This is a genomic window from [Clostridium] colinum, assembly GCF_940677205.1.
Lineage (GTDB): Bacteria > Bacillota > Clostridia > Lachnospirales > CAG-274 > Tyzzerella > Tyzzerella colina.
In genome coordinates this window covers 1,559,737-1,579,641 of sequence record NZ_OW712331.1, presented here as the reverse complement: position 1 = coordinate 1,579,641, position 19,905 = coordinate 1,559,737, and the positions used below count along the sequence as shown (strand labels likewise).

At 25.9% G+C, this 19,905-nt stretch carries 17 protein-coding genes; 13 read left to right on the top strand and 4 right to left on the bottom strand.

Annotated features, from left to right (window positions below):
• Positions 1 to 8 precede the first annotated feature (8 nt).
• The 9 genes from hemZ (at position 9) to NBW53_RS07710 (ending at position 12,602) form a co-directional block, all read left to right on the top strand.
• Positions 9 to 1,454 (top strand): coproporphyrinogen dehydrogenase HemZ, encoded by a 1,446-nt coding sequence (hemZ, locus tag NBW53_RS07750; RefSeq protein ID WP_250277703.1) that lies wholly within the window; start codon positions 9 to 11, stop codon positions 1,452 to 1,454.
• Complete coding sequence (gene hisS / locus NBW53_RS07745) at positions 1,455 to 2,714, top strand: histidine--tRNA ligase (RefSeq protein ID WP_250277702.1); 1,260 nt, start codon at positions 1,455 to 1,457, stop codon at positions 2,712 to 2,714. It begins immediately after the preceding gene.
• 12 nt (positions 2,715 to 2,726) lie between these two features.
• On the top strand, positions 2,727 to 4,508 hold the full coding sequence (gene aspS, locus NBW53_RS07740) for an aspartate--tRNA ligase (protein WP_250277701.1): 1,782 nt from the start codon (positions 2,727 to 2,729) through the stop codon (positions 4,506 to 4,508).
• 403 nt (positions 4,509 to 4,911) lie between these two features.
• Complete coding sequence (gene mreB / locus NBW53_RS07735; protein ID WP_250277700.1) at positions 4,912 to 5,946, top strand: rod shape-determining protein; 1,035 nt, start codon at positions 4,912 to 4,914, stop codon at positions 5,944 to 5,946.
• A gap of 5 nt (positions 5,947 to 5,951) precedes the next feature.
• Positions 5,952 to 6,725, top strand: coding sequence for a flagellar hook-basal body protein (locus NBW53_RS07730; RefSeq protein WP_250277699.1), 774 nt, complete (start codon positions 5,952 to 5,954; stop codon positions 6,723 to 6,725).
• Positions 6,726 to 6,742: 17 nt separating this feature from the next.
• Entirely contained in the window at positions 6,743 to 7,552 is an 810-nt protein-coding gene (flgG, locus tag NBW53_RS07725; RefSeq protein ID WP_250277698.1) for a flagellar basal-body rod protein FlgG, read from the top strand.
• Between the two features lie 18 nt (positions 7,553 to 7,570).
• Positions 7,571 to 7,945: a rod-binding protein gene (locus NBW53_RS07720; RefSeq protein ID WP_250277697.1), complete on the top strand. Its 375-nt coding sequence runs from the start codon at positions 7,571 to 7,573 to the stop codon at positions 7,943 to 7,945.
• An 87-nt stretch (positions 7,946 to 8,032) separates the two neighbouring features.
• The gene (locus NBW53_RS07715) at positions 8,033 to 9,268 is read left to right on the top strand and encodes a metallophosphoesterase family protein (RefSeq protein ID WP_250277696.1); all 1,236 of its coding nucleotides are present in this window, start codon (positions 8,033 to 8,035) and stop codon (positions 9,266 to 9,268) included.
• A complete protein-coding gene (locus NBW53_RS07710; RefSeq protein WP_250277695.1) occupies positions 9,249 to 12,602 on the top strand; it encodes an AAA family ATPase in 3,354 nt (1,117 codons plus the stop codon). The genes NBW53_RS07715 and NBW53_RS07710 overlap by 20 nt, the downstream gene beginning before the upstream one ends.
• Positions 12,603 to 13,003: 401 nt before the next feature.
• On the opposite strand, the gene NBW53_RS07705 is transcribed toward NBW53_RS07710, so the two are convergent.
• Positions 13,004 to 13,264 (bottom strand): hypothetical protein, encoded by a 261-nt coding sequence (locus tag NBW53_RS07705; protein WP_250277694.1) that lies wholly within the window; start codon positions 13,262 to 13,264, stop codon positions 13,004 to 13,006.
• A 242-nt stretch (positions 13,265 to 13,506) separates the two neighbouring features.
• On the opposite strand from NBW53_RS07705, the gene lepA reads away from it, so the two are divergent.
• From lepA to NBW53_RS07685, 4 genes are all read left to right on the top strand, one after another.
• Positions 13,507 to 15,321: a translation elongation factor 4 gene (lepA, locus tag NBW53_RS07700; RefSeq protein WP_250277693.1), complete on the top strand. Its 1,815-nt coding sequence runs from the start codon at positions 13,507 to 13,509 to the stop codon at positions 15,319 to 15,321.
• 2 nt (positions 15,322 to 15,323) lie between these two features.
• On the top strand, positions 15,324 to 16,445 hold the full coding sequence (gene hemW / locus NBW53_RS07695) for a radical SAM family heme chaperone HemW (RefSeq protein ID WP_250277692.1): 1,122 nt from the start codon (positions 15,324 to 15,326) through the stop codon (positions 16,443 to 16,445).
• A gap of 21 nt (positions 16,446 to 16,466) precedes the next feature.
• The gene (locus tag NBW53_RS07690; protein WP_250277691.1) at positions 16,467 to 17,192 is read left to right on the top strand and encodes a pseudouridine synthase; all 726 of its coding nucleotides are present in this window, start codon (positions 16,467 to 16,469) and stop codon (positions 17,190 to 17,192) included.
• An 87-nt stretch (positions 17,193 to 17,279) separates the two neighbouring features.
• Positions 17,280 to 18,461: an FprA family A-type flavoprotein gene (locus tag NBW53_RS07685; RefSeq protein WP_250277690.1), complete on the top strand. Its 1,182-nt coding sequence runs from the start codon at positions 17,280 to 17,282 to the stop codon at positions 18,459 to 18,461.
• Between the two features lie 59 nt (positions 18,462 to 18,520).
• Here NBW53_RS07685 and NBW53_RS07680 read toward each other — a convergent pair whose 3' ends face one another.
• From NBW53_RS07680 to NBW53_RS07670, 3 genes are all read right to left on the bottom strand, one after another.
• Complete coding sequence (locus NBW53_RS07680; protein WP_250277689.1) at positions 18,521 to 19,141, bottom strand: cytidylate kinase-like family protein; 621 nt, start codon at positions 19,139 to 19,141, stop codon at positions 18,521 to 18,523.
• Between the two features lie 65 nt (positions 19,142 to 19,206).
• Positions 19,207 to 19,512, bottom strand: coding sequence for a DUF1294 domain-containing protein (locus NBW53_RS07675; RefSeq protein WP_330651607.1), 306 nt, complete (start codon positions 19,510 to 19,512; stop codon positions 19,207 to 19,209).
• Positions 19,488 to 19,886 (bottom strand): methylglyoxal synthase, encoded by a 399-nt coding sequence (locus tag NBW53_RS07670; protein ID WP_250277688.1) that lies wholly within the window; start codon positions 19,884 to 19,886, stop codon positions 19,488 to 19,490. Before NBW53_RS07670 ends, NBW53_RS07675 begins: the two co-directional genes overlap by 25 nt.
• Positions 19,887 to 19,905 lie beyond the last annotated feature (19 nt).

Sequence of the window (19,905 nt, the reverse complement as noted above, 5' to 3'; positions counted from 1 at the left end):
GGACTTATATGTATTATATTGTAGAACATAAATATCAAGATGAAGTTCTTTCTATTATACAATTATTCTATTTTGGAGAAAAAATAATAAAAATAGATAGTATTTTAGATGATAATATAACTATAAAAAGTAGTATTATAAACGATAAAACTACTTGTGAAATATATAAAGATAAAAAACAAATAGTTTATAAGGAAAATAGCTTAAAAGATATAGATGAAGATACCTTTTCTAATGAAAAAGCAAGATTAGTAAAACTTACAGTTTTTCAAGCTATACAACAAATAAGATTTTTAGATATGCCCTGGGGTATATTAACAGGAGTTAGGCCTACAAAAAAAATAAACGAAATGTTAGAAGAAGGGTATTCTAAACAACATATAAAAGATATATTAAAAGAAAAATATTTAGCAACAGACGAAAAAATAGATTTAGCATTAGACATAGCTATAATAGAAAAAAATATATTAAAAAATAATAATAAAAATAAAATATCTATATATTTAGGTATACCATTTTGTCCTACAAGATGTGTATATTGTTCTTTTACATCGTTTAACCTTAGTCAGTATAACAAAAAAATAGATTTATATTTAGATTGTTTAGAAAAAGAAATAATAGCTATGAAAGAATATGTTAATAGCTATGAAATAGAGAGTATATATATAGGTGGGGGCACACCATCATCTTTAAATGAAGAACAGTTTTATAGATTTTTAAAAATGATAGATGATAATTTTAATAAGCCTTTAATAGAATATACAATAGAAGCAGGACGAGCAGATACTATAACAAGGCAAAAGCTTAAGGCTATGAAAGATTTTAAAGCTACAAGAATATCTATAAATCCACAAACTATGAATGATAAAACATTAAAAATAATAGGAAGAAATCATTTAGAAAAAGATTTTTTAGATGCTTTTTATATGGCTAGAGAAGAAGGACATAATAATATAAATACAGATGTAATTTTAGGTCTTACAAACGAAACCTCTAAAGATGTTTTATATACTATGGATAAAATATTAGAGCTAATCCCAGAAAGTTTAACTGTACATACTTTGGCTTTAAAAAGAGCCTCAAAGCTTAATGAAAACATAGATAAATTTAACCCAAGTTCTTTTTATGAAATGGAAGAAATGATAAATATAACAAAAAAATATGCTAAAAAGATGAATATGCACCCATATTATATGTATAGACAAAAAAATATGATAGGTAACTTTGAAAATGTTGGATATTGTAAAGACGGTCTTGAGTGTTTTTATAACATACAAATAATGGAAGAAAAGCAAACGATTATATCTTTTGGCGCTGGAGCTACAAGCAAGTTTTATTTTGAGGATAAAAACCTTATAAAAAGAGCTTTTAACGTAAAAAGCGTAGACGAGTATATAAACCGTATTGATGAGATGATAAAAAGAAAGATAGAAATAATAGAAGGGGAGATATAAATGAAAATAAAAAAGCCAAAGGGTACAAATGATATTTTTGGTAAAGATGCTTATAAATGGCAATTTTTAGAAAATGAAATAAGACAGGCTTGTAAAAACTTTGGTATACAAGAAATAAGAACTCCTATTTTTGAATATAAAAAACTTTTTGAACGAGGTGTTGGGGAAACAACAGATGTTGTACAAAAAGAAATGTTTACATTTAAAGATAGAGGAGAACGAGAATATGCATTAAAGCCAGAAAGCACGTCAGGTACTGTTAGAGCATATTTAGAAAATGGCTTAAGCGCAGATGTACAACCTACAAAATTATATTATATAGCACCATCTTTTAGAGATGAAAGAAACCAAGCAGGAAGATTTAAACAATTTCATCAATTTGGTGTAGAAATATTTGGAACATTTGATGCTAGCTGTGATGCAGAGGTTATATCTTTTGTATATGAACTTTTAAAAAGATTAAAAATTAAAGATGTAACATTAAAGCTAAACAGCCTTGGGGGTAATGAATGTAGAAAAAATTATAATCAAAAGCTTAAATCTTTTGTAGAAACTAAAATTGATTATTTATGTGATGATTGTAAACAAAGATATGAAAAAAACCCTCTTAGAGTATTAGATTGTAAAAATAATAACTGTAAAGAAGCTTTAAAAGAAGCTCCAACAACTATAGATAATTTAGATGAAGAATGTAAAAAACATTTTGAAAATTTAAAAACATATTTAGATATAATGGGAATACCTTATGAAATAGATAGTAAAATAGTTAGAGGGCTTGATTATTACACAAAAACAGTATTTGAATTTGTTTGTAAATCTGATAAATTAGGTTCACAAAGCACTATTTGTGGCGGAGGAAGATATGATAATCTTATAAAAGAATGTGGTGGACAAGCTACAGGAGCCGTAGGGTTTGGTATGGGCATGGAGCGTGTACTTATGCTTATGGAAGAACAAGGATTGCAAATAGAAGAAGAAAATAGACCACAAATATATATAGGGTCTATGGGAGAAGAAGGGTTTAAAAAAGCCCAACAAATAGCATATAGCTTAAGACAAAAGGGTGTATATGTAGAATACGATATAGTAAAAAGAAGTGTAAAAGCTCAGCTTAAATATGCAGATAAAATAAATGCTAAATATGTTGTAATAATAGGAGATAATGAAATAGAAACAGATAAAATAAATTTAAAAGATATGGATAAAAGTGAACAAAGAGAAATAGCTTTATCTAATTTAGAAACAGAAATTTTAAACTAATGGAGGTTAAAAATGAAAGGCTTTAAAAGAACAAATTATTGTGGAGAAATAAAAGAAAATATGATAGGTAAAGAGGTAACCCTTATGGGTTGGGTTAGCCGTAAACGTGTGTTTAGTCATTTTTCTTTTATTTTATTAAGAGATAGAACAGGTATTGTACAAGCAGTTGTAAATCAAGATACTAATTCTGAAGAAGTTATAAAAAAAGATAAAGAGCTAAAGCCAGAATATGTAGTAGCTATTAAAGGTAAGGTAGTAGCTAGAACAGAAGAAAATATTAATCCAGATATGGAAACAGGTAAAGTGGAAGTTTTAATAGATGAAATGGAGATTTTATCTGAATCTGAAACACCTCCTTTCCAAATAGAAGATAGTGTTAACGTAAGCACAGATTTAAGACTTAAATATAGATATTTGGACCTTAGAAGACCTAGTGTTGCTAAAAATTTAATTTTAAGGCACAACATAGCTCAATCTGTTAGAAGATTTTTAGACAATGAAGGCTTTTTAGAAATAGAAACACCATTTTTAACAAAATCTACACCAGAAGGTGCTAGAGATTATCTTGTTCCAAGCCGTGTTCACCCTGGAGAATTTTATGCCTTACCTCAATCACCTCAAATATTTAAACAACTTTTAATGGCTTCAGGCTTTGATAAATATTTTCAAATTGTAAAATGTTTTAGAGATGAAGATTTAAGGGCAGACAGACAGCCAGAGTTTACTCAAGTTGATATGGAGCTTTCATTTATTTATGAAGAAGAAATAATGAGTTTAAATGAAAGACTTATGCAAACAATATTAAAAGAAACAAAGGGAATAGACATACAAATACCTTTTGAAAGAATGCCTTATAAAGAAGCTATGGAAAAATTTGGCTCAGATAAACCAGATATTAGATTTGGTATGGAACTTACTAATATTACAAATCTCGTAGCAGGAAGTGATTTTGGTGTATTTGAAAATGCTATAACATCTGGAGGCAGTGTAAGAGGTATAAATGCAAAAGGTGCTTGTTCTATGCCAAGAAAGCAAATAGATAGCCTTGTAGAGCTTGCTAAAACATACAGAGCAAAAGGCTTAGCGTGGTTAGGTTTAAATGAAGATGGTACATTTAAAACAAGTATAGGTAAGTTTTTTGATGATAATAAGCTTAAAGAAATAGCAGAGGCTTTTGGAGCAGAAAAAGGAGATTTAATTTTAATTTGTGCAGATAAAGATAATATTGTTTTTGATGCATTAGGTGCTTTAAGGCTTGAAATGGCTAAAAGACTTGAACTTACTAATAAAGATGATTATAGATTTTTATGGGTTACAGAATTTCCTCTTTTTGAATATGATGAAGAAGAGAAAAGATATGTTGCAAAACACCACCCATTTACTATGCCAATGGAAGAAGATATTGACTTGTTAGAAACAAACCCAGAAAAAGCAAGAGCTATAGCTTATGATTTAGTTTTAAATGGTTATGAGCTTGGTGGTGGTAGCCTTAGAATATATCAAAGTAAGCTACAAGAAAAAATGTTTAAATGTTTAGGATTTACTAAAGAAGATGCTAACGAAAGATTTGGATTTTTAATAGATGCATTTAAATATGGAGCACCTCCTCACGGTGGACTTGCATTAGGTTTAGATAGGATAGTTATGCTTTTATCTGGTAGTGATAGCTTAAGAGATGTTATAGCTTTTCCAAAAGTAAAAGATGCTTCTTGTCCTTTAGCAGACGCTCCTAATTTTGTAGATAAAAAACAGTTAGAAGAGCTTATGATAGATATTAAAAAAATAGAAGAGTAGAATTATTAATCAGATTGTAGGCAAAGTCTACACCATTTCAAAAAATAACAATATTATTTTTTTAGATACTGTATGAAAAAAGTTAATTTTTTTGTACAAAGACTAAAAGTTACTAAAATTTTAGTTTTTTATACAATCCGATGCAAAGTACCATTTTGTGATTAGAATTTTTATGCAAATCATAAAAATGAAAAAAATTAGTTTAAAAAATTTTATTTTTAGCCTGATTATTAATAGTTTATTGCAAATAAATACTATTTTGTTATTTATTTGCAATACTAGTATTAATAATAACAAAAATGTTAAAAAAATATTAAAAATATAAAAAATACTTTAAATTGTGTTAAGAAAATGATATAATAAAGACGATATATTAATATATAAGACAAAAGGAGAAAGTTTAATGTTTGGTTCTGATATAGGGATTGATTTAGGCACATCTAGTGTACTAATATATATAAAAGGACAAGGCATTGTTTTGAAAGAACCTTCTGTTGTTGCAATAGATAGACGTAATAACGAGGTTATCGCTGTGGGAGAAAAAGCTAAACAAATGATAGGCAAAGCTCCTGCTAATGTTAATGTTATAAGGCCTCTTAGAGAAGGGGTTATATCCGATTATAATGTTACAGAAATTATGTTAAGATACTTTATAAAAAAAGTTATAGGTAAAACATCTAGGTTGCCTAGAATAGCCGTATGTGTGCCTTCTGAAGTTACTGAAGTAGAAAAAAAAGCAGTAAAAGATGCTACAAAAGAAGCTGGTGCTAGAGAAGTATTTGTAATAGAAGAGCCTATAGCTGCAGCCATTGGCTCAGGTATAGACATAACTAGAGCTTGCGGTAGTATGATAGTTGATATTGGTGGTGGAACAACAGATATTGCAGTTATATCTCTTGGTGGAGCTGTTGTAAAAAGCTCATTAAAAATAGCAGGGGATAACTTTGACGAAGCTATAATAAGACATATTAGAAAAAAATATAATGTTCTTATTGGTGAAAAAAGTGCAGAAGAGCTTAAAGTTAACGTTGGAACTGTTTATAAAAGAAGTGCACCAGTAAATATGGACATAAGAGGAAGAAACCTTGTTACAGGCCTACCTAATACAATAAATGTTACATCTGAAGAATTATATGAAGCTTTAAAAGAGCCAGTAGATACAATTATAGATACAATACACAAAGTTTTAGAAAAGACACCTCCAGAACTAGCCTCAGACATATATGAACGAGGTATAGTTATGACAGGTGGAGGAGCTTTAATATACGGATTAGATAAAGCTATAAAAGAGGCAACAGGTATAAATGCTGTTTTGGCAGAAGATGCTCTATCTTGTGTTGCTTTAGGTACAGGGCAATATATAGAATATAATAATAAATTTGAAAGTGCTAGAAATAGCTTTTTCAAAAAAATATTACAATTATTTAAATGGAGATGATTTAATTGAATAGAGGTTTATATACATCGGCAATAGGTATGATGACTCAAATGAACAATATGGACGTTATAACTAATAATATAGCCAATGTTGATAATACATCATTTAAAAAAGATACTGCTGTTGTACAATCTTTTTCAGAAAAACTTATGAAAATATTTGATGACCCAGCTAAAAGTCTTATAAAAAGAGACAATAGCATAGGTAAAGTATCACTTGGTAATTTTGTAACAGAAGTAAGCACTGATTTTTCTACAGGAGCTATGAAGAAAACAGGTGGAGCCTATGATTTGGCAATAAATGGTGATGGGTTTTTTACAGTAGAAGTAGCTAATAAAGATGGTAGTGTTACAGAAAAATATACTAGAGATGGGTCTTTTACTCTTAATCAAAACAATGAGCTTATGACAAAAGAAGGTAATTATGTTTTAGGTGAAAATGGTAGAATAGTTATACCTAATGGTAATGTTACTATTAGTGAAAATGGATATATATATGCTAATGGAGAGTTTGTAGATAGACTAAAGCTTGTTGATTTTGAAAACAAAGAAAGCCTTAGAAAATATGGAGACAATTTATATGACAAAATAGATGAAAGCGTTGAAAAACCTTTTCAAGGTACTATTATGCAAAGTCATATAGAAAGTTCTAATGTAAATATAGTTAATGAAATGGTTAATATGATAAACGTATCTAGAGTTTATGAGCTTAACCAAAAAATGATACAAACACATGATACTGTTTTAGGAAAAGCTGTTAATGATATAGCTAGAAAGTAGTTAGGGGGTAGAAAATTATGATGCGTTCTTTATGGACTGCGGCATCTGGTATGAATGCACAGCAATTAAATGTAGATACTATATCTAATAATATATCTAATGTAGATACTACATCTTATAAAAAAGAAAGAGCAGAGTTTAAAAGTTTATTATATCAAACTATGGAGAGAGCATCTCTTGATGAAGCAGATACTGGTAAACCTTTAAACTTACAAGTTGGGTTAGGGGTAAAACCTATAGCTACAAGTAGAATGTTTTCTCAAGGTAGTATTGAAAGAACAGAGGTAAAAACAGACTTAGCAATAGAAGGTCAAGGTTTCTTTATGATAAAAACTGGTGAAGAAGAAGTATCATACACAAGAGACGGTAGCTTTAAAGTAAGCTTAGGTGATGGACAAAACAATTTAGTTACATCTGAGGGTTATTATGTTTTAAATACAGATGGTGAACCTGTAACTTTACCACAAAATGTATCAGTACAAGATATTATTATAGGACCTAATGGAGCTATAAGCTATATGCAAAATGGTAAACAAGAAGATTTAGGTGTTACTATAGGTTTAGTACAGTTTGCTAATCCACAAGGGTTAGAAGCTATAGGTGGTAACTTATACAGAACAACTCCGGCTTCTGGTGAGGCTGTGTTAGAAAGTGATGGAGAAGTTGTTAAAAGTAAGTTAGCTCAAGGTTTTTTAGAAATGTCAAACGTTAATATAGCAGAAGAAATGATTAGTTTAATTGTTGCTCAAAGAGCATATGAGCTTAATTCTAAAGCCATAACAACTTCTGATGAAATGTTACAACAAGCTAATAACCTTAAAAAATAGTAATTAGAGGTGGATAAAATGAGCTTAAACAATGTATCTGCAGTAAATGGACAAAATGTATTAAATTTAAGTACTACTATAAAAACAGAGGTTGAAACAGATAATTTTAAAAATACTCTTAACAATGCAATACAAAGCGGGGAAGATGAAGAACTTAAAAAGGCTTGTGTACAATTTGAAAGCTATTTTTTAAATATGATGTTTAAATCTATGAGAAAAACTGTTATATCTAATGAGGGTATTTTTCAAAAAAGTAATGCAGAAAAAATGTTTCAAGAAATGTTAGACCAAGAGCTAACAAAAAAAATGGCTAACCAAGGTGGTATTGGTTTAGCAGATATGATGTATAAACAACTTAACAAGCAAAGTAATGCAATGGATATAGAAGCATAAAATTGGGCTGTAGATTTTTATCTACAGCCTTTGTAAATTTATTAATTTTATTATAAGATTAAATTTTAATGAAAAAGAGGTGATTTTTTGAAAATTTTGCATACTTCAGACTGGCATTTAGGAAAATATTTAGATAAATATTCCAGAATAGAAGAACAAGAAAAATTTATACAAGAGCTTGAAAAAATATGTGATAAAGAGCAGATAGATTTAATAATAATAGCAGGAGATATTTATGACACAACTAATCCACCTATATTAGCAGAAAAAATATTTTTTAAAGCAATGAAAAGTTTATCATTAAATGGGAAAAGGCCTATTGTTATAGTATCTGGAAACCACGATAGCGCAAGCAAGCTAGTTTCACCTAGCCCCTTAGCATATGAATTTGGTATTATTATACAAGGTATGTTAAACACAGTTGCTAATGTTGGTGATTATGGGAATTTTAAAATAACAAAGTCTGGCGAAGGTTTTTTTGAAATAGAAATAAACGGAGAAAAGGCAGTATTTTTAACAATACCGTATATTACGGAAAAAAATATTAATGAAGTAATATTTAAAAGTGATGAAGAAGTAAATATGCAAAAAGAATTTTCTGATAAAATAAAAGAAATTTTAGAAAATTTGGCTAAAAACTATGGAGAAGATACCATAAATATTATTGTATCACATTTATTTGTAAAAGGTGGTATAGAAACAGATAGTGAAAGAAAAATACAATCTATAGGTGGAACTTATGCTATAGACCCTAAAGTTTTTCCTAAAAAAACACAATATGTTGCATTAGGACATTTACATAGGTGCCAACAAGTAAAAAAATCTGATTGTTTGGCTTATTATTCTGGCTCACCTATTAGATATAGTCAAAGTGAAGTAGGTTATGAAAAAGTAGTATTAGTTTTAGATATACAAGCTAATAAGCAACCTATATTGAAAAAAGTACCTCTTACAGATTATAAACCAATAGATGTTTTTAAATGTAATAGTTATGAAGAGGCTTTACAACATTGCGAACAAGTATCTAACAAAGATAGTTATACATTTATTGAAATATTAACAGAGAACTTTATAACAGGCGAACAAATAAGAACTTTAAGAGAAATTAAAAAAGATATTGTAAGTATTATATTAAAAACAAGCGAAGAAGAAAAAGTTATTTATGAATGTGAAGAAGAGAAAAGTATTTTAGAGGAATTTAAAGATTTTTATACTTATAAGAGAGGGAAAGAAGCTCCAGATGAAGTTTTAGATACTTTTTTAAATATTTTAGATGAGATAGAAAAAGAGGAGGTGAAAGAAAATGAAACCACAGATGCTTAAAATAACAGGTATAAATAGTTTTGATAAAACTCAAGAAATAGATTTCTCTAAAATTTTAGAGAAAGGAATATTTGGTATATTCGGAGATACAGGAAGTGGTAAGTCTACTATAATAGATGCTATTACGTTAGCTTTATATGGTAAAATAGTACGATATGATGGTAAGGCAGGAAATGGCGACTTTTTAAATCTTAATAGAAATAATGCTAAAGTAGAGTTTATTTTTTCTATAAAAGAGGGGAAAGAGGAAATTTTTTATGAAATAATTAGACAATTTAAGAGAGATAATAAAGGCAAAATAAAATCTGAAGTAATAAGATTATCCATTTTTAAAGGAGAAGAAAAAGAAATTATATCGGATAAAAAACAAGATACAGAAAATAAAATAGTCGATATTATAGGCCTTAGCTATGAAGATTTTACAAAAGCAGTAGTTTTGCCACAGGGTAAATTTAGTGATTTTTTAATGCTTGAAAATACAGACAAAAGAAAAATGTTGCAAAGAATTTTTGGGTTAGAAAAATATGGAGATAGACTAAAAGATAAAATAAATGAAAAAAAATCTATTCAAGAAAACATAGTTGAAAATTTAAAAAAAGAAATAGAGATTTATGGCAGTGTTTATATTGAAGATATTGAAAAAGAAAAAGAAGCACTTAAAGAAAAAGAAAATATTTTAACTGATATTAATAAAAATATAAAAAAAATAGAAGAAGAAGAAAAGTATTTTATTAATGTATTAAATATAAAAAATGAGTATTTAGATTATAATAATAAATTACAAGAGCTTATACCATATAAACAAACTGTTTTAGATTTTGAAAATAAGCTAAATTTTATATTAGAGGCAGAAAAAATATCTCCTTATATATTAGAATTAGATACTATGAAAAATCAAAATAAATTTATTTTAGAAAATTTAAATAAACTAAACAATAAATTTTCAAATATAAAAAATGATTATGATAGTATAGAAAAAGAATATAATTATTGTAAAAATAAAAAAGATGAAGAAAAGCCTAAATTAGATAAGATAAAACAAGATTTAGAGTTATGTATTAGCTTTATTAATGAGAAAAATGTACTAGAACAAGAATTATATCATATAGAAGATTTGCTTAAAAATAGTGTTAAAAATAAAAAAGATTATAAAAATAAAATTGTTGAAATAGAAAATAAAAAAGATTTATTAAAAAAAGAGATAGATGATATAATTTTATTTAATCAAAAAAATAAAATTGATAATAATTTAAAAGAAGCTTTTAAAAATGCTATAGATTTAAAAAATGAGCAAAATAATATAAATACAAAAATAGAAGATATAAAAATAAATATAAATTTAAATAAAAAGAAAATAGATGAAAATGAAGTAAATATAAAAAAAATAAAACAAAATATATTATATATAGAAAATATAATAAAAAAAATTGTTATAAATAATGTACATAAATTAGAAAATGATATTATTTATAATAATAATATAGTGGAACAAAAAATAAATGAAAATAGTATTATAGAACAAGAAATAGAAAATCTTAATATACAAATAAAAATACAAGAAAATAAAGAAGTTTTACAAAATTTAGCTAAAAATTTATTAGAAAATAAACCGTGTCCTCTTTGTGGCTCTATAAATCACCCAAACCCAATTAAAGTTATATTAGATAACATAATAGATACTTTAATTAATAAAAAAATAAATAAGGAAAATCAAATTAAAGAAAATACTAAATATATAAATAATTTAAATTTAGAAAATAATATTATACATAAAATAATAGAAGATTTAAAAGTTATTGGTAAAAAATATTTTATAAAAGATTATCAAGATTTTAATGATGAATATGTGTTTAATAATAATGAAATTTTACCCAATATATATAAATATGAAGAGGAATTTAAAGAAAATGAAAAACAATTAAATATGTTTATAATATCTAATGAAAATATTTTAAACTTTATAGATGAAAAAAATGAAGAAGTGGCTAAAAATAATAAATTGATAGAGGATATAGCAAATAAATTAGAGCATTATTATAATATTTTGAAAACAGATGATTTTTACAAAGAATATGAAAATATGTTAATAATTGAAAAACAAATTAATGAAAATAATGATAAATATTTAAGTATAAATAAAGAATTAGAAGATATTGATAGTAAGAATAGTAATATTATAGAAAGTCTTAATAAATTAGAAAAAGAAGAAGTATTATTACTTACTAAAAAAGAACAAAAACAAGATAATATTAATAATCTTATGATAAAAATAAACCAATTATCTTATGATAAAAACCCTCAAGAATATATTTTAATTATAGAAAAAGATATAAATAAGATATTAGAAGCGGAAGAAAAATATAAAATATTGTTTGAAAAAATATTAAACGAAAAAAACGAATTAGAAAAATGTATAAATGAAAATTTAATAAAAATAAAAATAAATGAAGATAATATACAAAAAAAAGAAATGTATATAGATGAGTTTATACAAAAAAGTATTTTTAAAAATAAATTAGAAATTTTAGAAAACTATAAAGAAATAGAAAAAAAGGATTTCTATGCACAAAAAGTAAAGAGTTATCAAGAAAAGGTTGATAATTATACATTTAATATAAAAAGACTTGAAAAAGATTTTAAAAATTTAGATATAAAACTGGATATAGAAGTAGATTTTTTAAATGAAAAAATAGATAATATAACAAATAAAAAAGAAGAATTGTATAAACAAAATAATATATTTATAGAAAGTATAACAACATTAAAAATAAACATATCTCAAAAAGAAGAGATTTTAAAAAAGACAGAAAAAATATCTAAATTAATTAAGGAAGAAGAAAAAAAGCTAGATATATTAAAAGAGCTTTCAGATTTAAACAAAGCAGGAGCATTTGTAGAATTTGTAGCTAATAGACATTTAAAACATATTGTATTAGATGCTAGCAAAAGGCTTTTTAATATGAGCCAAAGTAAATATTCTTTAGAATTATTGGACAATAGCTTTGTTATAAAAGATAATTATAACGGAGGTATAGTTAGAAGCCCTAGAAGTCTATCAGGAGGGGAAGTATTTATGGCCTCTTTAAGCCTTGCTTTAGCTTTATCTAGCAAAATACAATTAAAAAATAAATCTCCTTTAGAAATTTTCTTTTTAGATGAAGGGTTTGGAACTTTAGATAATAATACTTTAGATACAGTTATAAATACATTAGAACAGTTACAAAATAGTAATATAAGTGTAGGTATTATAACTCATGTAGAAGAAATAAAAAATAGAGTACAAAATAAAATAAATGTTTTAGCTAGCGAAGATGGAGCAAAAGTAACTATTTAGACAAAGGGTATTATCAACAGATTTTAAAGTATAATTAAATTTAATATAGATATATAAAAATGTTAATCTATATTTAAAAGTTTTATTTTTTAGATATTGAATCTATGTCTAAAGAATAACCTAGTATTTCGCCTACACTTGTTATTTTTCATTTAACTATAATTATATCATCTTTTGATAGGCTAGATGTAGATTTTTGTTCATCAGTTTTTATATAACAAGAAATATCATGTAGTGAAAAACCATCATTTGTTTGAAAAATAGAAATATATTTTCCATTTGCATCTATTACATCTAGTTTACCTGTAAGCTTAACATATTGATTTTCATATGTTTATTTTGCTTTTAATAGGTTATTGTCTAAATCTTCTATTAATTTAGATAAACTATAAATAGAATAGTTAATTAGGAATATTTTCTTCAGATGTTGTTTCAGTAGCTTTTGTTTTAGTTTCAGTAGTTACTTTAAAATAACTTGAGCTATCTTCAATAATTATAATTCCAATAAAAGTTATAAAAACTAAAATTATTAAAATTATAATAAACGGACGTTTATAAAATGGTTGTTTATTTTTTGCACCACATTTAGGACAAATTTTAGCAACTTTAGCAATTTCGCAGTTACAATTTTTACAATTTGTCATATTACTTTTATTTGACATTAGATATCCTCCATAAATTATTAATTATTTAATATTTTTGATACAATTTATATCATAGCATAAGTGTAGTTATAATTCAATAAAATTTTGTCTAATTATGTAAAATAATAGATTTTTAACTAAGAGATGAAAAAATATTTAAATATTTTACAAATTATATATTAAAGTTTTAATATAGATTTTTTGTTAAAAATATGATATAATATTGTAATTTCATATTAAAATAAAAATGGAGGATAAAAATGGCTTTAAATAGACAAGAAAAAATAAGAAACTTTAGTATAATAGCCCATATAGACCATGGTAAGTCTACTCTTGCCGATAGACTTATTCAAAAATCGGGGCTTTTAACAGAGAGAGAGATGCAAGCTCAAGTTTTAGATAATATGGATTTAGAGCGAGAAAGAGGTATTACTATAAAAGCTCAAGCAGTTAGGCTTATATATAAGGCTAATGACGGAGAAGAATATACATTAAATCTTATAGATACACCAGGACACGTAGACTTTAATTATGAAGTGTCTAGAAGCCTTGCAGCTTGTGATGGAGCTATACTTGTTGTAGATGCGGCACAAGGTGTAGAAGCACAAACATTAGCTAATGTTTATCTTGCTATTGATAATAATTTAGAGGTTTTGCCTGTTATAAATAAAATAGATTTACCTAGTGCTTGTCCAGAAAGAGTTATAAAAGAAATAGAAGATATTATAGGGATAGAGGCAGAAGATGCTCCTTTAATATCAGCTAAAGCAGATATTAACATAGAACAAGTTTTTGAAAAAATTATATCTAATGTGCCTGCACCAAAAGGTGATGAAAATGCACCTTTAAAAGCACTTATATTTGATAGTTTTTATGATGCTTATAAAGGTGTTATAGTATTTATGCGCATATTTGATGGTACGGTAAAAAAAGGTACAAAAGTTAGGTTTATGGCTACAGAAAAAGAATTTGAAGTAGTAGAAGTTGGAGTATTTGGCCCAGGTAGATTTATACCAACAGAAGAGCTTAAAGCCGGTGAAGTAGGGTATTTAACAGCTAGTATAAAAAATGTTAGAGATACTCGTATAGGTGATACTATAACAGATGCTAATAATCCAGTTAAAGAAAGTTTACCAGGATATAAAAAAGTAAATCCTATGGTCTATTGTGGAATTTTCCCAGCAGATGGGTCAAAATATCAAGACCTTAGAGATGCATTAGAAAAATTACAATTAAATGATGCCTCTTTACAGTTTGAGGCAGAAACTTCTATTGCTTTAGGATTTGGATTTAGATGTGGATTTTTAGGTTTGTTACACTTAGAGATTATACAAGAAAGGCTTGAAAGAGAATATAACTTAGACCTTGTTACAACTGCACCTAGCGTTATATATAAAATATATTTAACAAATGGTGAATGTTTAAATATATCTAATCCTAGTGATTTTCCAGATGTTACAACTATAATAAAAATGGAAGAGCCAGTAGTTAAAGCAGAGATTATGCTTCCTAGCGAATATATAGGTTCTATAATGGAACTTTGTCAACAAAGAAGAGGCGAATATATAGGTATGGAGTATATAGAAGAAACAAGAGCTGTTTTAACATATCATATACCTCTTAATGAAATTATTTATGACTTTTTTGATGTTTTAAAATCTCGTTCAAGAGGATATGCATCTTTTGATTATGAAATAATAGGATATTTCGAATCTAAACTTGTTAAATTAGACATGCTTGTTAATAGAGAAGTTGTAGATGCGTTAAGCTTTATTGTACATGAATCTTCAGCACAAGAAAGAGGAAGAAAAATGGCAGAAAAGCTTAAAAAAGAAATACCAAGACATTTGTTTGAAATACCTATTCAAGCAGCTATTGGTAATAAAATTATAGCTAGAGAAACTATTAGTGCTATGAGAAAAGATGTATTAGCAAAATGTTATGGTGGAGATATTAGCCGTAAAAGAAAACTTCTTGAAAAACAAAAAGAAGGTAAAAAGAGAATGCGACAAATTGGTAGTGTAGAAGTGCCACAAGCAGCATTTATGAGTGTATTAAAGCTAGAAGAAGAATAACAATGAAAGATTTAAGTATATATATACACATACCATTTTGCAAAGAAAAATGTTTTTATTGTGATTTTTTATCTTTTAAAGGTAAAGAAGATTATTTTTATCAATATAAAATAGCTCTTTTAAAAGAAATAGAAGAATTTGCTATATTAAATAAAGACAAGTATATTATAAAAACTATATTTATAGGTGGTGGCACACCTTCTATATTGCCTATAGGATATATAGGCGATATAGCTAATAAAATATATACATTGTTTAAGGTCGATAAAAATATAGAATTTACAATAGAAGCAAACCCTGGTACATTATCTTATGAAAAAATTAAACATTTTAAAGATAGTAATGTAAATAGAATAAGTGTAGGTTTACAAGCATACCAAAATAAATTGTTAAAAAAAATAGGTAGAATACATACAATAGAACAATTTTTACAAAATTATGAAAATATAAGAAAAGTAGGGCTTAACAATATTAATGTAGATTTAATGTTTTCTTTACCAACACAAACAGAAGAAGACTTTACAGAAACATTAAATAATATTGCAAAGCTATCACCAGAACATATATCTACATATAGCCTTATTTTAGAAGAAGGCACTAAATTTTATAGTATGTATGAAAAAGGGCAATTTGAGATATTTAGTGAAGAATTAGATAGAAAATTATATTATAATGCTATAAATATTTTACAAAAAAATGGATATAATTTATATGAAATATCTAATTTTTGTAAACCTAACAAAGAGTGTAAACATAATATAATTTATTGGACTAGAAAAGAATATATAGGATTTGGGCTAGGAGCAAGTTCTCTAATAGATGAAAAAAGAATAATTAATACAAATAATTTTAATGATTATATAAATTTTAAAAACAACAAAGAAATAGAAATTTTAAAAGATAAAGATATGTATAGTGAATTTATCTTTTTAGGGCTTAGAATGACACAAGGTATAAAAAAATCTGAGTTTTATAAACAATTTAATATTAGTATAGAGAGTGTTTATAAAAATGAAATAGAAAAATTTATAAAAAATGGACTATTGATAGAAGAAGAAGATTGTTTAAGGTTATCTAAAAAAGGTATTGACCTTTCAAATGTTGTTTTTTCTGAATTTATATAAACTAATAAAGGGGATAAAAATTTGGTTAGATTGCAAAAATTTTTAGCAGACTGTGGTATATGCTCTAGAAGAAAGGCAGAAGAACATATACTATTAGGTGATGTAAAGGTAAATGGTAAAATAATTAGTGAGCTTGGAACAAAAATAGATGAAAATAAAGATAAGGTTTATTTTAAAGACAAGCTTATAAAATTAGAACAAAAAAAGGTTTATATTATGCTAAATAAACCAGAAGGTTGTGTTACTACTGTTAAAGAACAATTTGATAGAAAAATAGTTTTTGATTATATAAATATAAAAGAGCGTGTTGTACCAGTTGGTAGGCTAGATTACGATACATCAGGTCTTTTAATATTAACAAATGATGGAGATTTAACATATAAGCTAACTCACCCTAAGCATAATGTAAAAAAAATATATATTGCTAAAGTATATGGAGTTCCTAGTAAAGAAAAATTAGAAAAATTTAAAACAGGTGTTATTATAGATGGATATAAAACAGCACCAGCTGACATTAAAATATTAGAAAAAAATGATAAATATTCCATATTAAAAATAATTATAACAGAAGGTAAAAATAGACAAGTTAGAAAAATGTGTGAAGCTATTGGTCATAAAGTAGTTAGTCTAAAAAGAATAGCAATAGAAAAAATATCTATAGGAAATTTAAAAATAGGAGAATATAGATATTTAACAAAAGACGAAATAAGCTATCTTAAAAAAATTTGTGAAAAAATCAATAACTAAACTTGACTTTTTTAGTTGGCTATTGTATTATATAGTTAAATAATAAAATTATAAAATAATAATTATATTTAAAGGGAGTGTAAATAAATGAAGGGACACTTAAAGGTTAAAGAGGATATTTTTTGGGTTGGAGCGTTAGATTTTGACATTAGAACGTTTGATGTTGTTATGTACACAGAATATGGTACAACTTATAATTCTTATGTAGTTAAAGGGAGTGAAAAAACAGCTCTTATAGAGGCTGCTAAAGGTAAGTTTTTTGATGAACATTTAGAAAGATTAAAAGATATAACATTACCAGAAAAAATAGATTATCTAGTTGTAAATCATACAGAACCAGACCATACAGGAGCTATAGAACGTCTTTTAGATGTAAATCCAGATATGACAATAATAGGTTCGGCTTTTGCTATTAGATTTTTAAAAGAAATAACTAATAAAGATTTTAATAGTAAAATTGTAAAAGATGGTGATAAAATAAGCCTTGGTAATAAAACTTTAACATTTTTAAGTGTACCTTTTTTACATTGGCCAGATTCTATGTATACTTATATTGAAGAAGATAAAACTTTATTTACTTGTGATTCTTTTGGATGTCATTATTGTGATGAAAAAGTATTTAATGATTTAATAGATGGAGACTTTTTAGATGCTTATAAATATTATTTTGATTGTATAATGGGTCCATTTAAAGAATATGTGCAAAAAGCATTAGAAAAAATTAAAGATTTAGATATAGAAACAATTTGTCCAGGACATGGACCAGTTCTTAGAACAGATATAGAAAAATACATAGATTATTATAAAGAATGGTCTAAAAATGAAAAGGTAGATGAAATTGTAGTAGGTTATGTATCGGCTTATGGATATACAAAAGCATTAGCAGAAGAAGTTGCTAAAGGTGTTGAAGATAGCGGTATTAAAGCTAAGCTTTATGATTTAGAAACAACAGATAAAAATGATGTTTTATCTAATATTGCTGTTGCTAAAGGGCTTTTAATAGGTACACCTACTATTGCTGATGATACATTACCACCAGTTTGGGATATATTAGTTTCTCTTAATTCTAATGTGCATAAAGGCTTAAAGGCAAGTGTTTTTGGGTCTTATGGTTGGAATGGTAATGGTATAAATAACGTTGAAGATAGACTTAAACAACTTAAGTTTAAAATGCCAGTTGAACCATTAAAAATTTTATTTAATCCATCTTCAGAACAAAAAGAGCAAGCATATAACTTTGGTAAAGAATTTGCTAGTAATATAAAATAAATATTAAAATTAAAAAGTTTATTTTTAAGAATATTCTTAAAAATAAACTTTTTAATTTATTACATATTATTAATATAATTTAATATTGTTTCTACAGAATTATCTATACCAATTTTACTAGTATTTATAACTAAGTCATAATTTGAAGTACTATCCCATTCTTTACCAGTATAATAGCTATAATAATGAGCCCTTTTTTTATCTGTTTTATATATTAAATTTTCAGCGTGTTTAGGGTCTAAGTAATTTCTAGACTCTAATAAGCGTTTAATTCTAAAATCTATGTCGGCTCTAAGAAAGACTTTTACAAGATTTTCTTCATTTCTAAGGATATAATCAGAGCATCTACCAACTATAACAGCAGAGTTAGTTTTTGCAATATTTCTTATAACTTCAGATTGTATACCAAAAAGTTTATCATTAGTTAAAAAGTCATTGTTTTGAAAAAATAAACCAGTTGTAGCAGGTGTACCCATAGCTATAGAATATAAAAAGCTATTAGTAGGTTTTTCATCCATATCTTCAAAAATTGTTTCGGCAAATCCACTTTTTTTGGCAGATAAAGATATTAGCTTTTTGTCATAACATTCACAATTAAGTTTTTTAGCTAATTTAGTACCAACTTCTTTACCACCACTACAAAATTCTCGGCAGATTGTTACAATTATTTTTTTGCTCATAATAAAATCCTCCTAAAATTAGTTTTTATTAATTATTATATAAAATTAAAACAATATTAAATTTATTAAAACATATAAGTATAGTAATAAAATATTATTTTAAAAATTATGAATAAATGCAATATAATAGATACTATACTTATAAAATAAAATTTTTTCTTTTTAGTTTTATGATGAAATAATTTCATTGAAAATAAACCACCAAAAACTCCACCTAATATAAAAAATAATAATAATGTTGATTCTTTTATACGCCATTTATGTTTAATAGCTTTTCGTTTATCAATAAACATAAGGCTAAATAAAGTTAAATTTATTAGTATATAATATATAGAAATAAGATATATTATTGTTTCATAAGTTCTCTCCAATCTAAATCACCTCTATCAAGAGCTAAAAGAAGAGCTTCTGCAGTAGCTAAATTACTAGCTAAAGGTATGTTGTGTTTATCACAAAGCCTCATTATACTATTAATATCATTTTCATAGTCTTTAGCATAAGAAGGGTCTCTTAAAAAGATGAGTAAATCAATATCATTATTTATAATTTGAGAGCCTAATTGTTGTTCACCGCCTAAATGTCCTGCTAAATATTTATTTATATTTAAATTAGCTGTTTCTTCTATTAAAGTACCAGTAGAACCAGTAGCAAATAAAGTATGTTTATTTAAAATATGTCTATAAGCAATACATAGATTTTCCATAAGAATTTTTTTGTTATCGTGTGCAACTAATGCAATATTCATAATATTTCACCCCTTAAAA